Raw genomic sequence first — 18,011 nt, forward strand, 5'->3', positions numbered from 1 at the left:
TGCATGAGCGAGGAGACCGCGCCGTACGGCACCGGGCCGGCGGCCAGCCAGCCGCCCGCCGGGAGCGCACCGGCCAAGCGCGTCCGGACCCACCACCTGCGCGAGATGAAGCAGCGCGGCGAGAAGTTCACGATGCTGACGGCCTACGAGCAGTACGCCGCGCAGACCTTCGACGAGGCCGGCATCGACGTGCTGCTCGTCGGTGACAGCGCCTCCAACAACGTCTTCGGCAACGAGACGTCGCTGCCGGTGACCGTCGACGAGCTCGTGCCGCTGGTGCGGGCCGTGACGCGGTCCGCGCGGCGGGCGCTCGTCGTTGCCGACCTGCCGTTCGGCTCCTACCAGGCCTCGCCGGAGCAGGCCTACCTCACCGCAGTGCGGTTCATGAAGGAGGCCAACGCGCACGCGGTCAAGCTGGAGGGCGGCGTGGCGATGGCCCCGCAGGTGCGCACGCTGACCGAGGGCGGCATCCCGGTCATGGCGCACATCGGCTTCACCCCGCAGAGCGAGCACAACCTCGGCGGCTACCGGGTGCAGGGGCGGGGCGACGCCGCCGCCCAGGTTCTCGAGGAGGCCCGTGCCATGGAGGACGCCGGCGCCTTCGCCGTCGTCATGGAGATGGTGCCGGGTGACGTCGCCGCCGAGGTGACCAAGACGCTGGCCATCCCCACCATCGGCATCGGCGCCGGCGCCGACTGCGACGGACAGGTGCTCGTGTGGCAGGACGCGTTCGGGCTGCGGACGGGCCGGATGGCTCGCTTCGTCAAGCAGTACGCCGACGTCCACGGCGTCCTGCTGCAGGCCGCGCGCGACTACGCCGCCGACGTGAAGGCCGGAACCTTCCCCGGGCCGGAGCACACGTTCTGACGGGTCGCTGACGGGCCACGGACGGGTCTGGGGGTCAGCCGTCGAGGGAGCGCACCACCCGGGCGGGGTTGCCGACGGCCACGACGTTCGCGGGCAGGTCCTTGACCACGACCGAGCCGGCGCCGACGACGGTGTTCTCGCCGATCGTGACGCCGGGGCAGACCACCACGCCTCCGCCGAGCCAGACGTTGTCGCCGATGCTGATCGGTGCGGCGCCCTCCCACTTGTCCCGTCGCGGGCCGGGCTCGACAGGGTGGGTGGGGGTCAGCAGCTGCACGTTCGGCCCGATCTGCACGTCGTCGCCGATGGTGATCGCGGCGACGTCGAGGGCGACGAGGCCGTAGTTGGCGAAGCACCGGGCGCCGATGGTGACGTGGCGGCCGTAGTCGACGTACAACGGCGGCCGCAGCTCGGTGCCCTCGCCGACCGCGCCGAGCAGCTCCCCGAGGAGCCTGCGGCGCAGCGAGGCCTGCCGCGGCGACGTGGCGTTGTAGGCGGCGGCCAGGTCCTGGGCCACGGAGCTGGCCTCCGCCAGGTCCGGGTCGTCGGCGATGTAGGGGTCGCCGTCGAGCATCCGCTGCCTCATGGACCGGCCGTCGCGCTCGTAGCCCGCCGCCGACGTGGGTCCGGCCGTCCTGGTGGATCGATTCATGGGCAGAGACTAGGGCGCTCCGCGCGGCTACCGTGAGAGCCATGCGCCTGCTCCCGGCGGCCCTCTCGGTCTCGCTGCTCCTGTCCCTCGGCACCGTCCTCGGCCCCGGTCCGGCCCCCGCGGCGTCGGTCACCCAGGACGAGCAGGCCGCCTCGGCCGTCTCCCCCGCGACCCACGCCCGGCGCCCGGCCCCGGCGCTGCGGGTCCGGACGGTGGTCGCCGGCCTGACCAAGCCCTGGGACGTCAAGCCGATCACCCGCGGACGGCTGCTGGTCACCGAGCGTGACTCCGCCCGGTTGCTTCTGGTCCGCGACGGTCGAGCGCGGGAGGTCGACTTCCCCAGCGGGACCGTCTGGGTCTCCGGCGAGACCGGGCTGATGTCCCTCGAGGTGGACCCGCGGTTCCGCCACAACCAGCGCTTCTACACCTGCCAGGGCGGCGTCACCGGCCGCGGCGGCCACGACGTACGGGTGATGGCGTGGAAGCTGCGGGGGCGCACGGCGGTCCCCGTCCGCAAGCTGCTCGGCGGCATCCCCGCCACCAGCGGCCGCCACGGCGGCTGCCGGCTCCTGATCGCGCGCAACGGCGCCCTGCTGGTCGGCACCGGCGACGCCGCTGTCGGCACCAACCCCCGCGACCTCTCCTCCCTGGGCGGCAAGGTGTTCCGGCTCGACCGGCGCACCGGCCGGCCGTGGCCGGGCAACCCGTTCGCCGACGCCTCGCAGCGACGCACCCGCTACGTCTTCACCTACGGCCACCGCAACGTCCAAGGGCTGGCGCAGCGCGCCGACGGCAGCCTCTGGTCGGTCGAGCACGGCAGCCACCGCGACGACGAGGTCAACCGCCTCGTCGCCGGCGGCGACCACGGCTGGCACCCCGTCCCCGGCTACAACGAGCAGGTGCCGATGACCGACCACCGGTTGCCGGGGAAGCAGCGGTCCGCGCGCTGGAGCTCCGGCGAGCCGACCATCGCCACGTCGGGCGCAGCGTGGGTCCGCGGCCGCCGTTGGGGCGCGTACGCCGGGATGCTCGCCGTGGGTGTCCAGAAGGGCGAGCGGGTGCTCTTCCTCCGCTTCGACCGGCGTGGCCGGCTCAAGGGCGAGCGGGTCCCTGCGGCCCTGCGGTCCTACGGGCGGATCCGCTCGGTGGTCAGCGCCCCCGGCGGCGACCTGCTGCTGACCACCGACAACGGCGGCGGGCGCGACCGCGTGCTCCGGGTCAGCCCGCGCTGACGCTGAGCGTGCGCCCGACGGTGGCGGTGTCCTCCAGGGCGCCGACCAGGGCGCCGGCGACCTGACCGCGGCTGACCTTCCAGCCGGCGACGTCGTCCTCGTCGGACACGTGCGCCGGCCCGGTGGCGGCGTCGTCGGTCAGCACGACCGGCCGCACCAGCGTCCAGTCGAGCCCGCTGCGCCGTACGACGTCCTCCTGGACCGCGGAGTCGGCGACCTGCGGAGCCAGGACCAGCCGGAAGAACAACTTCAGCGACGGCGTGAGGCGGGCGTGGCTGTCGCCGATCCCGTACGTCGTCTGCACCAGCAGCCGACGTACGCCCTGTCGCTGCATCGCCGCCACGACCGCCCTCGTCCCCGCCGACCTGATGTCGAGCGGCGTCCCGGCTCGGCGGCGCAGGCGCACCGCCAGCGCGTTGTCGGAGATGCCGAGCGTGACCACCACGGCGTCCTGTCCCGCGACCGCCTCCTCCAACGACGCTGCGTCACGGACGTCGGCGGCCACGCGCCGCACCGATCCCCGCCCACCGGCCGGCACCGGCTCCTCCACCGCTGCGGCTGTCCGCGCGAGGGCGGTCACCTCGTGGCCGGCCTGCCTCAGCGCCCGCACCGTCTCCCGTCCGCTCCCCCTGCTCGCTCCGATCACCAGCACCCGCATGACGTCCTCCTCGCTCCGGCCGGACCCTGGTGGCTCGGCTCGTGCCTCCAGGCTCATCGAGAACGACTGGACGCTCAATGTCCCTGCAACCGCCTTTCTTGCCTGATCGTCCGACACGCGCCAAGATCCGGACATGACCGGCACCAGCGTCGCCCCGGACGTCAGCACCGACCCGCTCGCCGAGGTCCTGCACGACCTCGGCATGACACGGGTGTTCCACGCCAGCTCGCACCTGGCCGCACCGTGGGGCATCGACGTGCCGCCGCTGCCGGGCACGGTGGTCTTCCACCTGGTCACTCGCGGTGAGGCCGTGGTGGAGGTCGACGGCCGCGGCCACCGGCTCGTGCCCGGAGAGGTCCTCCTGGCTCCCCACGGCGGCGGCCACCTCGTCCTCGACGCCCCGGGAAGCCCAGCCACGCCGCTCTTCGACCTGCCGCGGGTGGAGGTCGGCCCCCGGCACGAGCGGATCCACCTGGATGGCCCCGGACCGGCGACCGAGCTGGTGTGCGGCGCCGTCCAGCTCAGCGGCCTGGCCGCGGCGCGCCTCCTGCACAGCCTGCCGCCGGTGGTGCGCGCGTCTCCGAACGACGACGCCGGGCGCGCGTGGCTGGAGGCGACGTTCGAGCTGCTCGCGGCCGAGTCCCGCACCTCCCGCCCGGGCGGCGACGTGGTGAGCTCCCGGCTGGCCGACATCCTCGTCGTGCACGCGGTGCGCTCGTGGCTCGAGAGTGCGACACCCGAGCGGGGCTGGCTGGCCGCGCTCCGCGACCCGCGCCTGGGACCGGCCCTGAGCGCCTTCCACGCCGACCCCTCGCGCCCCTGGACGACCGAGGCCCTCGCCGCGGAGGCGGCGATGTCGCGGTCGTCCTTCGCCGCGCGCTTCACCGAGCTGGTCGGCGAGCCCGTGATGGGCTACGTCACCGCGTGGCGGATGGACCTCGCCGCCCGCCTGGTCGAGGAGGGGGACGCGCCCCTGAGCCGGGTGGCGGAACGCGTCGGCTACCGGTCGGAGGCGGCGTTCAACCGGGCCTTCCGGCGGGCGCACGCGACCACGCCCGGCGCGTACGCCCGTCGGCGGCGCTCAGGCCCGACGCTCCCGGTGACGTAGGCCCCGGCACGCCGGAGACCGATCAGGCGGTCCAGCCGAGGAACGCGCCCCCGGCGTTCAAGGCGAGGAACCAGAAGAGCATCGCCCCGACGCCCACCCACGGCAGCCGGCGAGGATGGCTGCTCCACCAGGCGAAGCAGGTGAGCAGCAGCAGGAACCAGACCAGGAGCAGCACCACGACGGCCCAGGCCGGCGCGATCAGCCCGCTCGCGGCGTACAGGAAGAACGCCATCGCCATCAGCACCAGCCCGACAAAGGGCCACGGCGAGAGCGCGTCCGGCCGTCGCTGCGGCTGGACGGTGCGCCGGCGGGAGAACAGCGCCACCCTCAGCCCTCGGCGCGCGGGTCGTCGGCCGCGTCGACGTCGTCGTTCCAGTCCGGGTCGCTCTCCCACGCCTCGTTGCGCTCCTCGGCGGTCTCGAGAGCCCGGGCCGCCTCCGCCTCGGTCGGGTACGGCCCCAACCGGTGCCGGCTGGCGCAGAGGCCGTCGCCGGACTCGACCCGGTGGTGCTTGACGCAGTACCAGTACTCCTTGTCGACCACGCTCATGCCCCGAACGTACACGCGCCGGAGGTGCCGCTAGGTGAGGTCGTCGAAGGATCGCTCACCGAGCTCTGCGAGGCGCCGCTCGACCCGCAGGACGGCGACCTCGTGCTCGGGGTCGCCGCTCATGGCGGCCGCGAGCCGCAGGTGCGGCAGCGCCTCCGCGAGCCGCGCCTGCCGCTCGAGCGCGCGCCCGAGGGCATGCCGGGCCCAGTCGTCGTCGGGGTTCTCCGCGACCAGGGAGGCCAGCTCCTCCTCGGCGCGACCCAGCTGGGCGCGGAGGAGGAAGGCCCAGGCACGCAGCGAGCGCAGCCCCGTGTTCCGCGGCTCCTGCTCGAGAGCCGGCTCGAGCACCTCGAGGGCCTCCACGGGGGCGCGGCGCGACAGCAGGTCGTACGCCGTCCGGTACGCCGACTCCGGGCCCCGTTGACCCGGGAAGATGAGCGGGGGCGCCTTCAGGTCGTCGGTGGCCTCGTCCATGCCGCCAAGGTACGCCGGGCCCGGACGACGGGCAGGTGTGCGATCCTTGACCCGCGGACGGGCTGGCCGGGCGACCGCGCCGTACCCCTCGGGGTGCGTCGAGGAAGGTCCGGGCTCCACAGGGCAGGGTGGTGGGTAACACCCACCCGGGGTGACCCGCGGGAAAGTGCCACAGAGAACAGACCGCCGGCTCTCCGGAGCCGGTGAGGGTGAAACGGTGGTGCAAGAGACCACCAGCGACCCGGGTGACCGGGTCGGCTAGGCAAACCCCACCCGGAGCAAGGTCAAGAAGTCGCAGGGCAACCTGCGGCGCGCGCGCGTTCGAGGGCGGCCCGCCCGAGTGCGCGGGTAGACCGCTGGAGGGCGTCGGCAACGGCGCTCGTAGATGGATGGTCGCCCCTCGGAGGCCCGTGAGGGTCCCGAGGACAGAACCCGGCCTACAGGCCAGCCCGTCCGCACCGAGCCCGCTGACCTGCACAACCAGGCTCAGCGGCTCGAGCGCACTCCCCCGGCCGCCACGGAGCTGCCGCCAACCGCCGCGGCTAGTCCTTCCGGCGACGGGCCGACGCGGCCGCGACGACACCGATGACGACGCCGGCAGCGACGCCACCTGCGATGTTGTCCAGCGCCACCCCGAAGGCGGCACCGACCCCGATACCGATCGCCATCCATGCACCACTGCTCATGATGCCCACGGTAGGTGAAGTCCCGCGTGAACGTTCAGACCGGGTCGATTGGCCACGAGGTAGGCCGCTCGTCCGCTCGTCCGCTCGTCCGCTCGCCCGCTCGTCGCGGACGGTGAGGCGGCGAAGAGGTTGGACCGGGCGGCGTGTGCGGGGGCATGGACACGGACGCGGACCTGTCCGTGGGCGAGCAGTTTCGGCCGGAGGCCCGCGAGGCGTGGCCAGCGCGCCCGGTGCGCGCGGTGAGCCTCTCGGCATGGCGCTGACGTTCGCCGGAGAACGACGTCTCGGACCGGCGCGGCACATACGAAGGCGCCTCGCCCGACCAGACGAGAGAACCGCCCCGGCCAGGGGCGGCCGGAGCGGTTCTCGTCAAGCGGTGACGCGGTGCGTCAGTGGTTCTTGTGATCGGCGTTGCTGTCGTCGTAGAAGTCGCGGCTGCCCGACTTCGCGAGACCGCGGCTGACCATGTAGCCGATCGTGAGGAGCGTGATGTAGAACCACGCCTCCTGGGCGCCGAAGTCCGACGCGTCGACCATCGCGGAGGCGATCAGGACGCCAATGACGGCGGCGACGTAGGCGATGAGCTCAGTCGTCTTGACCGAGGCCTTGGTCTCGGTGCTGATGCGACGGGCCTGGACGTAGCCGGCCGTGCCGTGGTCAGTGGTGTTCGTAGCCATGTGTTGCTCCTTTTGGTGTGCCGCCGGAGCACGCTTCGAGAGAAAGCGGCTGTGCGGCACTAGAAAACGCACCCGAGTAGCGGGCGCATGCAGTTCCAGTACCCGCCTAAGCGCAACCCACGTGAGTTTCTCGGGGAGCTGTTGTGTGCGTCGCGTCACCTCGATTGAGAATGGCCGGCCACCAGGCGCCCGCATCGTTTGACGCGCTCGCGCCATCACTGTCCCGCCGCATTCTCCGCGAGCCAGGCCTGGTACCCGCCACACAGGTCGGTGGCGTTGGCGAGACCGATCCGCTCCGAGACGTTGCGATCGACGACGACGGCCCCGGGAAGGCCGCCGTCGCGCTCACGCTGCTCACTCGGGCGGATGTCCACGACCAGAGCGCCCGCCGCCTGCACCGTGGGCAGGTCCACGGCCTCGATCCGGTCGAGGCCGCGACGGCTCTCCTCGAGCAGCCGGTTGATCTGCGAGTCGTCCGCACAAGGCACTCCGTCACGATACGGACGACTCGGCCGGAAGGGGCGGCGCCGGTTCGGTGTCCTGGGCGGGATCTGATCGTTGACACCCGATCACCGTCGTACTAGAATCGAACACATGTTCGACCTGGCGATCACTGCTGATGCCGGGGCGTGGTGCACCTCGAGCATCGTGGCGGTCAAGGAACGGCTGGTGACGGCACTGGAGTCGGGCTCAGGTCTCGACGACGCCGGTCGGGTGGAGTCGATCGGTGCGTTGGAGGAGCTGGTCCGGGTCGCCACCGCTGCGCAGGCGGCGCTGACCCGCGAGCTGGACACCTCCCAACGTGCGATGCAGGCCGAGGCCGGGCTGGCTGCCGAGCACCGCGGGCGCGGGGTCGCGCTGCAGGTCGCGCTCGCCCGCCGCGAGTCCCACCACCGCGGCAAGCGACACCTCGGCCTGGCGAAGGTCATCGCCACCGAGCTGCCGCACACCTGGGCCGCCTGGCGCACCGGGGTGATCACCGAGCACGCCGCCACCCTCGCCGTCCGCGAGACCGCCTGCCTGGAGCTGGAGGACCGGCTCGAGGTCGACCGGCTCCTGGCCGGCACCCCCGACGCGCGCGCGTCATTGGCCACGATGGGTGAGCGGGAGGTCGCGGGGTTCTGCGCCAAGCACGCCGCCCGCCTCGACCCCGCCTCCGTCGTCGCCCGACGCCGCAAGGCCGAGGAAGACCGCTGCGTCACTCTGCGCCCCGCACCGGACACCATGACCTACCTGACCGCGCTGCTGCCGGTGAAGGACGGCGTCGCCGCCTACGCCGCGCTGACCCAGGCCGCTGATGCCGCCCGGGCCGACGGCACCGACGAGCGCACCAAGGGCCAGGTCATGACCGACACCCTGGTCTCCGCGATCCTCGGCGGACACGAAGCCACCCGAGGGCCGAAGGTCGAGCTCGGCCTCGTGATGAGCGACCACACCGCCTTCGGGACCAGCGACGACCCCGCCCACCTCGACGGCTACGGCCCCATCCCCGCCGAGCTCGGCCGCGAGATCCTCGCCGGCGCCCTCACCACCAACGAAGAAGTCTGGGTGCGGAGGTTGTACACCAGCCCCACCACCGGGGAGCTCGTCGCCATGGACTCCCGGGCCAGGCAGTTCCCTGCCGGGCTCGCCCGGTTCATCCGCCTGCGCGACCAGGTCTGCCGCACCCCCTGGTGCACCGCACCCATCCGCCACAGCGACCACGCCGACGCCGTCATCGACGGCGGCCCCACCACCGGCGAGAACGGCCAAGGCCTCTGCGAAGCGTGCAACTACGCGAAACAGGCACCGGGCTGGCGGGCCAGACCCTCACCAGCCGGCACCATCGAGACCCTCACTCCCACCGGCCACCGACACCACACCCGACCACCAGCCCTGGTCACCATCCACGACCGGCCACCGATCAGGATCGACTAAATCCCCGCCGCCTGAAGCCAGGATCCGGGCACGGACGCTACGAGAAATCAGCCCCGGATCATGCCTTAAGACGCTACCTTAGTGGCGAGCGGCGGTCGCTCCTGGCGCCCGGGGGGGTTCACGGGAGCGACTGCCGTGACAACGTCCCGAGCCGCGGTCAGCGCAGCTACACGGCCGCGGCCACCACGCTCGCCACCAGCACGAGCGGCAACGAGACCACCGCGCCGAGCGAGGTCGCCATGGTCAGCGTCTTCAGGCTGCCCTTGGTCGACAGGTCGAGGAGGGTGCTGAACATCCAGAAGAAGTTGCTGTTGACGTGCAGCGCGAACATGGCGCCGGAGGCGATGGCCAGCGCGATGACGACGGGGTCCACACCGAGCGAGCCGACGATCGGCGAGATGATGCCGGCCGCGGTGATCGCACCCACCGACACCGAGCCGATGGCGAAGTGCAGCACCGCCGCGATCAGCCAGGCCAGCAGGATGCTGATCACCACCGGCGCGCTCTCGTTGACCGAGAAGAGGCTCTCGAGCGTCTGGTCCATGCCGCTCTCGGCGATCACCGCACCGAGCGATCCACCGACGCCGGTGACGAGCAGGATCTCGCCGGTCGTCTGGAAGCCAGACCCGAGCACGCCGCCCACCCCGTCGGCGCCGATCGAGGTCCGCACCATGAGGAAGGCGATGAGCAGTCCCAGGAAGAGGGCGATGTTCGCGTCCCCCAGGAAGGTGAGCACGGGGTTGGAGGCACCAGCCACACCGGCGATCGCACCACTGGCGATCAGCACGAGCGGCACGAGGATCGGCAGCAGCCGCACCCACAGCGGCAGCGCCGCCGCGCGCCCGGCGACCGGACCGTCCTCCGCCTCGACCAGCGCACCGTCCGCGTTCCCAGCGGCCTCGCGGTCGAAGTCCCGGTCGTAGTCGCTGGCCTCGTTCCAGTAGCCCCGTCCCAGCAGCAGCCGGAACAGGAACGTCGTGACGAGGGCCGTCGTGAGTCCGATCGGCAGCCCGTAGAGCAGGTACTCGCCCAGCGGCACCTCCATCAGACCGGCGATGGCGACAGCTGCGAGGCCGGGGACCACGAAGACGTAGCCGGCGAAGATGCCGATGGCCATGGCGCCGGCCAGCCACGGCAGGCCGTGGCGACGGTCGACGGCCGGCGCAGACTCCTTGGCCATCGGCGCGGCCAGCACCACCTGCACGTCGACGTAGATGGACGGGAAGATGGTCGCGAGCGTCCCGGCCATCGCGTACGGCAGGCGGCGGCCCACCCGGTGGGCGAGGATCTCGACGAGGTCGCTGAACGTGCCCATCGCGTGCAGCAGCGCGCCGATCAGGACGCCGAACCCGATGAGCAGGCCGACCTCGGCCATGATCTCGCCGAACCCGCCGGTGATCTGGGTGACGGTGCCCTCGGCGCCGAGGCCCGTGGCGAGGCCCAGGTAGATGCAGGCCAGCAGGAGCGAGATCACCGGGTCGACCTTGAACCTGATGATCAGCAGGATCGCGCCGAGGATCGCGATCGCAGAATGCAGTACTTCCATGCTCGACTCCCGATAGTCGGCCGCCCGTGACGGGCCCACGCTAGGGCACCCGGCACCCTGGGCCACTCCTCCGTCTCCCGGTGCGGCGCAGGAGGTGCCGAGACAAGGGAACCCCACCGGGCCGGCGCTGCGTCGTACCGACGACACGAGCCCGACAGGGACGCGAGCACGGCAGGGACTGGGGACCGGATGGACGACGAGGCAGCCTTCGCGGCGTACGCCGACGAGGCGTGGCCGACGCTGGTGCGGGCCGCCGTGTTCCTCGGGTGCTCCGCTCCCGACGCCGAGGACGCCGCGCAGACGACCCTGGTCAAGTGCTACCGGTCGTGGACCCGGGTGAGCGGCGCCGACAACCGCGAGGCCTACGTCTACCGGATGCTCGTCAACACCGTCCGCGACAGCCACCGCCGGCCGTGGCGGCGCGAGCGCTCGCACGCCGACGTGCCGCACCGGGCCGAGGGCCGCGACCCGCACGGAGCCGTCGAGGTCGCCGACGCCGTCCACCGTGCCCTCGCCGGGCTGAGCAAGCCGAACCGCGACGTCGTCGTGCTGCGCTACTTCGTCCAGCTCACCGAGGCGCAGACCGCCGCCGCGCTCGGCATCGCGCCCGGCACGGTCAAGAGCCGCCTCTCCCGCGCGCTGTCGGCCCTCTCCGCCGACCGCCACCTCGCCGACCTGCAGCCCGACGCCTCCGGGAGGAGCTGACCATGACCGACCTCGAGCGACTCTGGGACGACCTGCCGGTCGGACCCGCCCCCACCGCCGCGATCCTCCGCGAGGGGCGCGTACGGCGCCGCCGCGGCCTGCGCCGTCCCGTCGGGACCCTCGTCGGCCTCGGCGCCCTCGGCGCGGCCTTCCTGACCGGCGTCCACGTCGCCGGCCCACCCGACGTGCCCGGCGGCGGCCCGGGCGGACCGACCGCCGACCTGCCGACGGGCGAGGCGTCCTTCCACGGCGAGCTGGTGGCGGCGGGCTCGTGCGAGGCACTCCTCGAGCACTACGTCACCCGCGGCCAGGACCTCGTCGGCCCGTTCGGGTGGAAGCAGCCCCGCATGCTGTTCGGAATGGGCGCGGAGTTCCCGGTCGATCTCCAGGGGACAGCTCGCGACGTCCGGCAGGCGTACACAGCGAAGGTCGACCGCGCCACCGGCAGCGACACCGGCACCAACGTCCAGGAGTCCGGGGTCGACGAGCCGGACGTCGCGAAGACCGACGGCGAGGTCCTCTACCGCATCTCGGGCAGCGTGCTCCGCTCCTACGACGTCACCGGCGAGGAGGTGGCGCCGCTGGGCGAGGTCGCGCTGCCCGGCGCGGGCGACGGAGAGATCCTCCTCGTCGCCGACACGGTCGTCGCCCTGCAGCAGCGGGGCCTCCGTGGGGACGCCGGCGGGCGCGTCTTCACCGTGGACGTGGGCTCGCCGGCGGCGATGGAGGTCGTCGAGCAGGTCGACCTCGACTCGCCGGTGGTCGCGGCCCGGCAGCACGGCGACGTGGTGCGGCTGGTGCTCTCCACCGGCCTGCCGGAGCTCGTTTTCCTCGAGCCGGGGCGGCGCAGCGGCCTGACCCGGTCCGAGGCGGCGAGGGCCAACCGGCAGGTGGTCGCCGACACCACCATCGCCGACTGGCTCCCGCGAGCCGCGCGCGACGGCGGCGCGGAGGAGCAGCTGTCGGACTGCGCGGACGTCGCCATCCCCCGGGCCGAGCTCCCCCTCGGCACCACCACCGTCGCCGGGTTCGCCGCCGGGGAGCCCGAGGGGTGGGACGTCACCGCGGTCGCCGCCGACGCCTCCACGACGTACTCGTCGACCGACCACCTCTACCTCGCCTCGGCGGCCGTCGACCCGTGGGGCTGGTGCGGCCCCGGCGCGCGGTGCGCCTGGGGCGGGTCGACCGGCCAGGGAACCACCCACCTCTTCGACCTCGAGCTCACGGGCACCGGCACCCGGTACGCCGGCGCAGGACAGGTCGACGGTGCGGTCCGGGACCGGTGGGCGATGGACGAGGTCGACGGCGTCCTCCGCTTGGCCCTCTCCCCCACGACGGAGACCGACGCGGCCAGCTCCGTCGTGACGATGCGCCGCCGGGGCGACGAGCTCGTGGAGGTCGGCCGCCTGGACGGCATCGCGCCCCGTGAGGACATCACCTCGGTGCGGTGGTTCGACGACCTCGCGATCGTGGTCACCTTCCGCCAGGTCGACCCCCTCTTCACCATCGACCTGACCGACCCCGCAGCACCGCGGCTGCTCGGTGAGCTGAAGGTCCCCGGCTTCAGCGCCTACCTCCACCCGCTGGGCGAGCGGCGGCTGCTGGGCATCGGCGAGGGCCCCCAGCGGCGGGAGGACGGCCGGCGCACCTGGGGCGCCCAGGCCGGCCTGTTCAAGGTCACCGACCTCACCGACGTCCGCCGCCTCGACACCGTCGACTACGGGAGCGCCACCCGCGCCGGGGCCGCGACCGACCCCCGTCAGCTGACCTGGCTGCCCGAGCGGCGGACCGTGCTGACCGTGGTCCAGCGGGGACACACCGGCTTCGTCTCGGTGCTCACCCTCGACGAGGGGGAGCTGGGCAACCGGATGGTCGAGGCCGAGCGCGGCGCGGACGTCGACGCCCTCCGGATCGTGCCCCTGCCCGACGGGCGCGTCGTCCTGGTGAGCGACAGCGACGCGTCCTTCCTCGCCCTGGAGGAGTGAGGGCCGACACAGACCCTCCTTCGGGGTGGGTATTGCCACCTCTGCGGTGGCTAAAGGCGGCGTGACGCGGCCCGGGAGCTGGCATGGGGTTCCCGGGTCGCGTCATGTCCGGAGCCACGTCGTGGATCCGCCGATGGATCGGCGCGGCCCTCGTCGCGAGGGTAAAGAGTAGGAAAGGCTACCCTCAGTGCAGCGCCGCTCGTCCTAGGAGAACCCATGTCTCGCCGTCGCCCCCTCGCTCGTCTTCCCCTTGCTGCCCTCGCGCTGCTGCCGGTCCTGGCCATCTCGGCCTGCGGACTCCTCGGCTCCGAGGAGGAGGCCGACCTGCAGGTCTACTCCGCGCGGCACTACGACCTCGAGGAGGCCTTCGCGGGGTTCACCGAGGACACCGGCCTGACCGTCCAGTTCCTCCACGGCGACGACGACGAGCTGCTCGAGCGGCTCAAGGCCGAGGGCGAGGACACGCCCGCCGACGTCTTCATGACCGTCGACGCCGGCATGCTCTGGAACGCCGCCGAGCAGGGCCAGCTCGCCCCGGTCGACTCCCCCGCCCTGGAGGCGGCGGTCCCCGAGGACCTGCGGGACCCGGAGGGCCGGTGGGCCGGCCTGGCGATGCGGGCCCGCACCGTGATGTACAACCCGGACGCGGTCGACCCCTCCGAGCTCGACGCCGCCGACACCTACGCCGGCCTCGCCGACCCGAAGTGGGAGGGACGGCTCTGCATGCGCGACGAGACCGCCTCCTACACCCAGTCCCTCGTGGCCAGCCTGATCGACCTGCACGGCCGCGAGCGCGCCCAGGAGATCGTCGAGGGCTGGGTGGCCAACGACGTCGAGGTGATGAGCAACGACATCGAGCTGCTCGAGGCCATCGACGCGGGCGGCTGCGACGTCGGCATCACCAACCACTACTACCTCGCGCGCCTGCTCGAGGAGGACCCCGACTTCAACGTCGAGCCCTACTGGGCGAGCCAGGAGGGCGACGGCGTGCACGTGAACATCTCCGGCGCCGGGGTCGTCGCCGCCAGCGACAGCAAGGCCGACGCCCAGCGGCTCGTCGAGTGGCTGGCGACCGACGGGCAGAACGCCTTCGTCGACGCCAACCACGAGTTCCCGGTGAACCCCCAGGTCGAGCCCGAGCCGCTCATCGCCGGCTTCGGCGAGTTCGAGCGGATGCCGGTCGACGCGGCGGCGTACGGCTCGCTCAACGCCGAGGCGGTCGAGGTCCTGGACGCGGCCGGCTACCGGTGAGCCCGGCCGGGCGACCGGCCTGGTCGCTGCTCGTCCTGCTCGTCGCGGCAGCGGTGGCCAGCCCCGTGCTGGCCGTGACCGGGTACGCCGCGGCGCAGGGCGTGCCCGACCCGCCCGGCGGGGCGCTCGGCATGGCCGTCACCACCGCCGTCCTGCTGCTCCTCGTCGCCGCCGGCACGGGGGTGCTCGGGACGGGGCTGGCGTGGCTGGTCACCGCCCACGACTTCCCCGGTCGCCGGGTCCTCAGCTGGCTCCTCGTGCTGCCGCTGGCGATGCCCGCCTACATCCTGGGCTTCGTCTTCCTGTCGACCTTCGACTACGCCGGCCCCGTGCAGTCGGGGCTCCGGTCGGTCCTCGGCGAGGCGTCCCCCGAGCTCCCCGTGCGCTCGGTCGGCGGCGCCGCGGTGGTGCTGGTGCTCACCCTCTACCCCTACGTCTACCTGATGGCCCGGGCCGCGTTCCTCGAGCTCGCGCCGACGGCGTACGACGCGGCGCGCACGCTCGGCGCCGGCCGGTGGCGCGCGTTCCGCACGGTGCTCCTGCCCCTCGCCCGGCCCTCGCTGGCGGCCGGCCTCGCGCTCGTCATGATGGAGACCCTCACCGACTTCGCGACCGTCCAGTACTTCGGCGTGCGCACCCTCTCGGTCGGCGTCTATCTCGCGTGGAAGGGCAGCTTCCAGGTGGCCTCCGCCATCAGCATCGCGCTCCTCGTGCTGCTCGCCGCGGTGGTGGTGCTGGCCCTCGAACGGGTGCTGCGCGGCCGGGCCCGCTACCACCAGCGCGGCGGACGGGGCCGGGGCCTCGAGCAGCTGGCCCTCACCGGCGGCCGCGCCTGGGCAGCGACCGCCGCCTGCGCGGCGGTCGTCGGAGCGGCCTTCGCCCTCCCCGTGGCGCGGTTGGTCGCCTGGGCCGTCAGCGGCATCCGGGACCAGCCCGGTCGGATGGTCGACGAGCGGTTCGGCGAGCACCTGTCGAACAGCGCCAGCGTCGCGGCGCTGGTCGCGGTCGCTTGCGTGGCCGTCTCCCTGCTGATGGCGCACACCCTGCGGCTCGGCGCCGGGCGGGTGGTCCGGGGCGCGGCCCAGCTGACGACGTTCGGCTACGCCGTCCCCGGCGCGGTCATCGGGATCGGCGTGCTCGCGGTCTTCGGCCTCGCCGACCGGCTCCTCGAGGCCGTGGGCGTCGAGGGCGGCACGGGCGTGCTGGTGACCGGGTCGGTCCTCGGCGTGCTCGCCGCGTACGTCGTCCGCTTCACCGGGCCGGCGTACCAGGCCATCGACGCCAGTTTCTCGCGGGTGCCGCCGCCGGTGAGCATGTCCGCGCAGACCCTCGGCGCGGGGCCCCGCCGCCTGCTCACCCGGGTCCACCTGCCCCTCGTCCGGCCGGGGGTCGCCGTCGCCGCGACGCTGGTCGTCATCGACGCGGTGAAGGAGCTGCCGCTCGTCCTGCTGCTGCGCCCCTTCGGCTTCACCACCCTCTCGGTGTGGGTCTACGAGCTGGCGTCGGAGAACTTCTGGGAGCAGGCGGCGCTGCCCGCCCTGCTCATCGTGGCCGTCGCCGTCGTCCCGGTCGCCGTGCTCACCCGCGCCTCCCGCCCCGCCGACCTGGCCGCCGAGGTGGTCCGGTGAGGAGCACGGACGGCGCGGCCCTGGTCCTCGAGGCGGTCGACAAGCGGTACGGGTCGGTGCACGCCGTGCGCTCCCTCGACCTCGCGCTCGGGGCGGGCGAGGTGCTCACCCTCATCGGCCCCTCCGGCTGCGGGAAGTCGACCCTCCTGCGCCTCGTGGCCGGTCTGGAGCGGCCCGACGACGGACGGCTGACCATCGCCGGCACGGTGGTGGCCGACGGCCGGACCTGGGTGCCGCCGGAGCGCCGGCGGGTCGGGCTGGTCTTCCAGGACCACGCGCTCTTCCCCCACCTCGACGTGGCCCGCAACATCGCCTTCGGGCTGGACGACCTCCCCCGGGCCCAGCGCTCGGCCCGGGCCGAGGAGGTGCTGGAGCTGGTCGGGCTGCGCCACCTCGCCCGGCGTCACCCGCACGAGCTGTCGGGCGGCGAGCAGCAGCGCGTCGCCCTGGCGCGGGCGCTCGCACCCCGCCCCGCGGTCGTCCTGCTCGACGAGCCGTTCTCCAGCCTCGACGAGAACCTCCGCGCGCAGGTGCGTGCCGACACCCTGGCGGTCCTGCGCGAGACCGGCAGCGCGGCCGTGCTCGTCACCCACGACCAGGGCGAGGCCCTGTCGCTGGGCGACCGCCTGGCGGTCCTGCGCGGCGGCGTCGTGGAGCAGGTCGGCAGCCCCGTGGAGGTCTACGAGGCCCCGACCACCCGCTTCGTCGCCGGCTTCATGGGCGAGGCCGACTACCTGCCGGCGCACGTCCACGACGCGCTGCTGACCTCGGAGATCGGCATCGTCTCGACCGTGCCCGGCTGGGGCCACACCGACGTCGACGTGGAGGTGATGCTCCGACCGCACGAGGTCGCGCTCACCGTCGACCGCGCGTCAGCCGCCGTCGTGGAGGGCGTGGAGTACCACGGCGCGTTCGTCCTGCACCGGGTCCGCCTGCCCTCGGGCCGGACGCTGCGCTCCTGGCAGCAACACTCCGTGCGTCACGAGGTCGGCACGCGGGTCGCCGTCAGCGTCGTGCCGGGCGCCCGGCCGGTGCTGCTGCGGGGCGACGAGGCGCTGACCGCCCCGCCGGGTCCGACGGCCTGACGGCGGGCGCGTCCTCGCCGCCGGACGACCGCGGGCAGGCGGCCCGCGCGGCCGACGAGCCACCACGCTGCCAGGCCCACGGCGAACGACGCGAGGACGGCGGCGAGCGGCGCGCGCTGCTCCAGGTGGGGGTAGACCTGCCAGTGGGTGAGGTAGACCCACAGCGAGGAGGCGGCGAGGAGCCCGGCCAGCCGGGCCACCGCAGCCGGCACCCGCAGGCACGGCACCCAGACCAGGGCGAGGACGCCGACGGCCACCACGGCCTCGCGCACCGGGTCCCCGAAGAAGCCGGGCACGGTCGCCAGCACCAGGGCCGAGACCACCAGCCGGTGCCGCCACGTGGTCGCCCGCGCCGTCGCCCACCCCAGCGCGACGAGCCAGAACAGCACGTGCGCGCGGTGGAGGTCGTCACCGCCGCGAGGCTCGAGCACGTCGTAGCGGGTGGTGAGCGCCGCGATCGAGAGCGCGATCGGGAACCAGAACGGCCACCGCCGGTCGAGCCGGTCGACCCACGGCAGCGAGACCAGCGCCGCGACCCCGAGCAGGGTGGCGACCAGCGCCTCCACGAACCACAGGTGCCACGCCGGCTCCGCCCACGACGGCGGGCCGAGCAGGCCGTTGACCAGCAGCGCCGTCGCCCAGGGATAGGCGCCGGTGAGCGCGGTGACGCCGGCGAGGAAGACCACCGACGGCACCGCGACGCGCGCGGCACTGCGCAGCAACCGACGCGCCCGATGGCCCCGCGGGGCGCCCGTGAGGTGGAAGCGGGCGAGGTTGAAGCCCACGAGCGCGAGGAGCAGGTGCGCGCCGCCGGGCAGCGCGACGAGGTCGGCGTGGGAGGCCACGATCGCCACGATGGCGGCGGCGCGCAGGAGCACTCCCGTCTCGACGGTCCGGCCCCACCGCCGGGGGGGGGGGGGGGGGGGGGGCGGGCCCCCCCGGGGGTCCCCCCCCCCCCCCCCCCCACCATGGGCCGCCGGGGGCGGCGACC

General features: G+C 73.7%; 19 protein-coding genes and 1 other RNA gene. 10 read left to right on the plus strand and 10 right to left on the minus strand.

Annotated features, from left to right (window positions below):
• The first annotated feature begins 3 nt into the window (after window positions 1-3).
• Window positions 4-867 carry a 3-methyl-2-oxobutanoate hydroxymethyltransferase gene (gene panB / locus ACSMHG_RS02175; protein ID WP_435741722.1) on the plus strand — a complete coding sequence of 288 codons (864 nt, stop codon included), beginning with the start codon at window positions 4-6 and terminating at the stop codon, window positions 865-867.
• A gap of 34 nt (window positions 868-901) precedes the next feature.
• Here panB and ACSMHG_RS02180 read toward each other — a convergent pair whose 3' ends face one another.
• On the minus strand, window positions 902-1,519 hold the full coding sequence (locus ACSMHG_RS02180; RefSeq protein WP_435741724.1) for a sugar O-acetyltransferase: 618 nt from the start codon (window positions 1,517-1,519) through the stop codon (window positions 902-904).
• Window positions 1,520-1,560: 41 nt separating this feature from the next.
• On the opposite strand from ACSMHG_RS02180, the gene ACSMHG_RS02185 reads away from it, so the two are divergent.
• Window positions 1,561-2,751, plus strand: coding sequence for a PQQ-dependent sugar dehydrogenase (locus ACSMHG_RS02185; RefSeq protein WP_435741725.1), 1,191 nt, complete (start codon window positions 1,561-1,563; stop codon window positions 2,749-2,751).
• On the opposite strand, the gene ACSMHG_RS02190 is transcribed toward ACSMHG_RS02185, so the two are convergent.
• On the minus strand, window positions 2,738-3,409 hold the full coding sequence (locus ACSMHG_RS02190; RefSeq protein ID WP_435741726.1) for an NAD(P)-dependent oxidoreductase: 672 nt from the start codon (window positions 3,407-3,409) through the stop codon (window positions 2,738-2,740). The two genes, ACSMHG_RS02185 and ACSMHG_RS02190, sit on opposite strands and share 14 nt — an antisense overlap.
• Before the next feature lie 133 nt (window positions 3,410-3,542).
• On the opposite strand from ACSMHG_RS02190, the gene ACSMHG_RS02195 reads away from it, so the two are divergent.
• Window positions 3,543-4,517: an AraC family transcriptional regulator gene (locus ACSMHG_RS02195; protein ID WP_435741727.1), complete on the plus strand. Its 975-nt coding sequence runs from the start codon at window positions 3,543-3,545 to the stop codon at window positions 4,515-4,517.
• Window positions 4,518-4,539: 22 nt separating this feature from the next.
• Here ACSMHG_RS02195 and ACSMHG_RS02200 read toward each other — a convergent pair whose 3' ends face one another.
• The 3 genes from ACSMHG_RS02200 to ACSMHG_RS02210 are packed head-to-tail and all read right to left on the minus strand — an operon-like array spanning window position 4,540 to window position 5,540.
• A complete protein-coding gene (locus ACSMHG_RS02200; RefSeq protein ID WP_435741728.1) occupies window positions 4,540-4,842 on the minus strand; it encodes a hypothetical protein in 303 nt (100 codons plus the stop codon).
• A gap of 2 nt (window positions 4,843-4,844) precedes the next feature.
• Window positions 4,845-5,066, minus strand: coding sequence for a hypothetical protein (locus tag ACSMHG_RS02205; RefSeq protein WP_435741729.1), 222 nt, complete (start codon window positions 5,064-5,066; stop codon window positions 4,845-4,847).
• 30 nt (window positions 5,067-5,096) lie between these two features.
• Window positions 5,097-5,540, minus strand: coding sequence for a tetratricopeptide repeat protein (locus tag ACSMHG_RS02210; protein ID WP_435741730.1), 444 nt, complete (start codon window positions 5,538-5,540; stop codon window positions 5,097-5,099).
• Window positions 5,541-5,598: 58 nt separating this feature from the next.
• Here ACSMHG_RS02210 and rnpB point away from each other — a divergent pair.
• Window positions 5,599-5,996: RNase P RNA component class A (rnpB, locus tag ACSMHG_RS02215), an RNA gene on the plus strand.
• Window positions 5,997-6,082: 86 nt separating this feature from the next.
• On the opposite strand, the gene ACSMHG_RS02220 is transcribed toward rnpB, so the two are convergent.
• The 3 genes from ACSMHG_RS02220 to ACSMHG_RS02230 all read right to left on the minus strand — a co-directional run bounded on the left by ACSMHG_RS02220 (window position 6,083) and on the right by ACSMHG_RS02230 (window position 7,391).
• Window positions 6,083-6,226 carry a glycine zipper domain-containing protein gene (locus ACSMHG_RS02220; RefSeq protein ID WP_435741731.1) on the minus strand — a complete coding sequence of 48 codons (144 nt, stop codon included), beginning with the start codon at window positions 6,224-6,226 and terminating at the stop codon, window positions 6,083-6,085.
• Window positions 6,227-6,615: 389 nt separating this feature from the next.
• Window positions 6,616-6,903, minus strand: a complete 288-nt coding sequence (locus ACSMHG_RS02225) for a hypothetical protein (RefSeq protein WP_435741732.1) — start codon at window positions 6,901-6,903, stop codon at window positions 6,616-6,618.
• A gap of 215 nt (window positions 6,904-7,118) precedes the next feature.
• On the minus strand, window positions 7,119-7,391 hold the full coding sequence (locus ACSMHG_RS02230; protein ID WP_435741733.1) for a hypothetical protein: 273 nt from the start codon (window positions 7,389-7,391) through the stop codon (window positions 7,119-7,121).
• Window positions 7,392-7,497: 106 nt separating this feature from the next.
• On the opposite strand from ACSMHG_RS02230, the gene ACSMHG_RS02235 reads away from it, so the two are divergent.
• The gene (locus ACSMHG_RS02235; protein WP_435741734.1) at window positions 7,498-8,820 is read left to right on the plus strand and encodes an HNH endonuclease; all 1,323 of its coding nucleotides are present in this window, start codon (window positions 7,498-7,500) and stop codon (window positions 8,818-8,820) included.
• A 166-nt stretch (window positions 8,821-8,986) separates the two neighbouring features.
• Here ACSMHG_RS02235 and ACSMHG_RS02240 read toward each other — a convergent pair whose 3' ends face one another.
• Window positions 8,987-10,366, minus strand: coding sequence for a GntP family permease (locus ACSMHG_RS02240; RefSeq protein ID WP_435741735.1), 1,380 nt, complete (start codon window positions 10,364-10,366; stop codon window positions 8,987-8,989).
• A gap of 189 nt (window positions 10,367-10,555) precedes the next feature.
• On the opposite strand from ACSMHG_RS02240, the gene ACSMHG_RS02245 reads away from it, so the two are divergent.
• From ACSMHG_RS02245 to ACSMHG_RS02265, 5 genes are all read left to right on the plus strand, one after another.
• Window positions 10,556-11,071, plus strand: coding sequence for a sigma-70 family RNA polymerase sigma factor (locus tag ACSMHG_RS02245; RefSeq protein WP_435741736.1), 516 nt, complete (start codon window positions 10,556-10,558; stop codon window positions 11,069-11,071).
• A gap of 2 nt (window positions 11,072-11,073) precedes the next feature.
• Window positions 11,074-13,056, plus strand: coding sequence for a beta-propeller domain-containing protein (locus ACSMHG_RS02250; RefSeq protein ID WP_435741737.1), 1,983 nt, complete (start codon window positions 11,074-11,076; stop codon window positions 13,054-13,056).
• Between the two features lie 216 nt (window positions 13,057-13,272).
• Entirely contained in the window at window positions 13,273-14,307 is a 1,035-nt protein-coding gene (locus tag ACSMHG_RS02255) for an extracellular solute-binding protein (RefSeq protein ID WP_435741738.1), read from the plus strand.
• Window positions 14,304-15,935 carry an ABC transporter permease gene (locus ACSMHG_RS02260; protein ID WP_435741739.1) on the plus strand — a complete coding sequence of 544 codons (1,632 nt, stop codon included), beginning with the start codon at window positions 14,304-14,306 and terminating at the stop codon, window positions 15,933-15,935. Before ACSMHG_RS02255 ends, ACSMHG_RS02260 begins: the two co-directional genes overlap by 4 nt.
• Entirely contained in the window at window positions 15,932-17,020 is a 1,089-nt protein-coding gene (locus tag ACSMHG_RS02265) for an ABC transporter ATP-binding protein (RefSeq protein ID WP_435741741.1), read from the plus strand. The genes ACSMHG_RS02260 and ACSMHG_RS02265 overlap by 4 nt, the downstream gene beginning before the upstream one ends.
• Here the strand turns inward: ACSMHG_RS02265 and ACSMHG_RS02270 are convergent.
• Window positions 16,915-17,898 carry a hypothetical protein gene (locus ACSMHG_RS02270; RefSeq protein ID WP_435741742.1) on the minus strand — a complete coding sequence of 328 codons (984 nt, stop codon included), beginning with the start codon at window positions 17,896-17,898 and terminating at the stop codon, window positions 16,915-16,917. The genes ACSMHG_RS02265 and ACSMHG_RS02270 overlap by 106 nt on opposite strands.
• Window positions 17,899-18,011: the final 113 nt, after the last annotated feature.

Origin of the sequence: Nocardioides ureilyticus, assembly GCF_051280745.1 — a bacterium.
In the GTDB taxonomy this organism is placed as follows: domain Bacteria; phylum Actinomycetota; class Actinomycetes; order Propionibacteriales; family Nocardioidaceae; genus Nocardioides.